The 1422-nt window shown below is 56.0% G+C and carries 3 protein-coding genes and 1 pseudogene; all 4 read left to right on the top strand.

Annotated features, from left to right (window positions below; translation table 11 throughout):
• The coding region (locus PROAA_RS18955; protein ID WP_222102263.1) for a hypothetical protein at positions 1 to 187 on the top strand (187 nt) is incomplete at its 5' end.
• A gap of 228 nt (positions 188 to 415) precedes the next feature.
• Positions 416 to 700 carry a type II toxin-antitoxin system RelE/ParE family toxin gene (locus PROAA_RS13040; RefSeq protein ID WP_186411756.1) on the top strand — a complete coding sequence of 95 codons (285 nt, stop codon included), beginning with the start codon at positions 416 to 418 and terminating at the stop codon, positions 698 to 700.
• Position 701: 1 nt separating this feature from the next.
• Positions 702 to 962, top strand: coding sequence for a helix-turn-helix domain-containing protein (locus PROAA_RS13035; RefSeq protein ID WP_186411755.1), 261 nt, complete (start codon positions 702 to 704; stop codon positions 960 to 962).
• 278 nt (positions 963 to 1240) lie between these two features.
• Positions 1241 to 1422, top strand: a pseudogene (locus PROAA_RS13030) (hypothetical protein); the annotation flags it as partial.

The following is a 1422-nucleotide window of genomic DNA, read 5'->3' as shown; positions in this document are numbered from 1 at the left end:
GCAGAATAATTCGTGGGGCCGCGAGGTGGTCTTTCTCCGCGTAGCGGCTTCGTCCAACCCGGCAGTCGAGCGCACGCTGCGCGATAAAACTGCGCACTGCTCGCTAACGGAAACTCGTGCTAAAGCCGACCAGACCGAAACCGCCCCTCGCGCGGCCTCAAGCACGCTGGCGCGCTTTTCCGGATAGCGCTTTTATTACCTTCGAAGCGTCAAAGGGGCCAGGCTCAATTATCGATATACTCCCGCCATGCCACGCCGTTCGCGCATCCACCTTCCGTGCTTGCCGTTGCACATCGTGCAGCGAGGCCACAACCGGGACGCCTGTTTCTTCGGCGAGGACGATTGCCACGCGTAACCGCTATTCGTTATACGTCGCTAGCTTGACATACCATTTGTGGTATATACATAATGTGGTATGTGGCAAATCGAAGAGCACCGTCGCGTCGACAAGCAGCTTTCTGGCTCCGTGCCAGTAGAAATTCTGAAGCGTTACGAGAAATGGAAAGACATTGCCAGGCTTTCCGGACCACAAGGTTTTCGGGCCATCAAGGGGTTTCACGACGAAGCCCTGTCTGGTGAATGGAAGGGGCATCGTTCATCTCGGCTTGGGCTGCAGTGGCGAGTGATCTACCGAGTGGTTGCCAACGTGTTACAGATTCAAGTTATTCATGTCACAGCCCACGACTACAGGAGGCCGTAAAATGAAAGAGTTTCGTCCTGCAAAAAAGCGAGTTGAGGTCTCCGTGGGAGAATCTGTCCGTATTCTGCGCGAACTCCAAGAACTGAGCCAAAGCCAACTGTCCGAGCTTACGGGCATTCCGCAGGCCACTATTTCCGCAATTGAGAATAGTCGAGTAAATCTGGGGGTTGAGCGCGCCAAAGTTCTTGCCCGTGCTCTCCAATGCCATCCCGCCGTACTCGTATTTCCCGGCTGGGAAGTTCCGCTTGAGCACGCCGCATAACTACCAAGGTTAGATCGTGCTCGTGAAGCGAGCCACGATCTGAACCCTTTGACCCCGTCCATCGCGTGGCCCCAAGCACGATGGCGCGCTTTTCCGGATAGCGTTCTTACCACCTTCGTACGTCAAGTCGACCCTTGACCGCGACTAAATACTTCCGAATACTCCCGAATTCTCCGGCAAAAGTTGCATCGAATTTCCGATCCTTTGGCAATGGCCCTTGCGATCCTGGCGCTGACCCCCACATCAATGCTTCTACCCACCGCCGAGGAGTGCTCTGCATGAACAATCAGGTGATGACCATCGAAACCTCTTCTGCGCTGGTGCGCACGACACATATCGTTTACGCGCTGCACGCACTGGGCCTGGCGCTGGGCGCGTTCGGCGCAGCCACCGTGATCGGCTCTTTCCTGTTCGGCTGGCCATCGATCATCGCGGTGATCGTCAACTACATCTACCGCGG

It is taken from the genome of Candidatus Propionivibrio aalborgensis, from assembly GCF_900089945.1.
Lineage (GTDB): Bacteria > Pseudomonadota > Gammaproteobacteria > Burkholderiales > Rhodocyclaceae > Propionivibrio > Propionivibrio aalborgensis.
Note: the sequence above shows the minus strand (reverse complement) of the source record. Positions and strands in the feature narration are given on the sequence as shown.

Excerpts from the sequence above, each read along its gene's own strand:
- PROAA_RS13035 (WP_186411755.1), top strand. The coding sequence starts at position 702 with ATGAAAGAGTTTCGTCCTGCAAAAAAGCGAGTTGAGGTCTCCGTGGGA.
- PROAA_RS13040 (WP_186411756.1), top strand. The coding sequence starts at position 416 with ATGTGGCAAATCGAAGAGCACCGTCGCGTCGACAAGCAGCTTTCTGGC.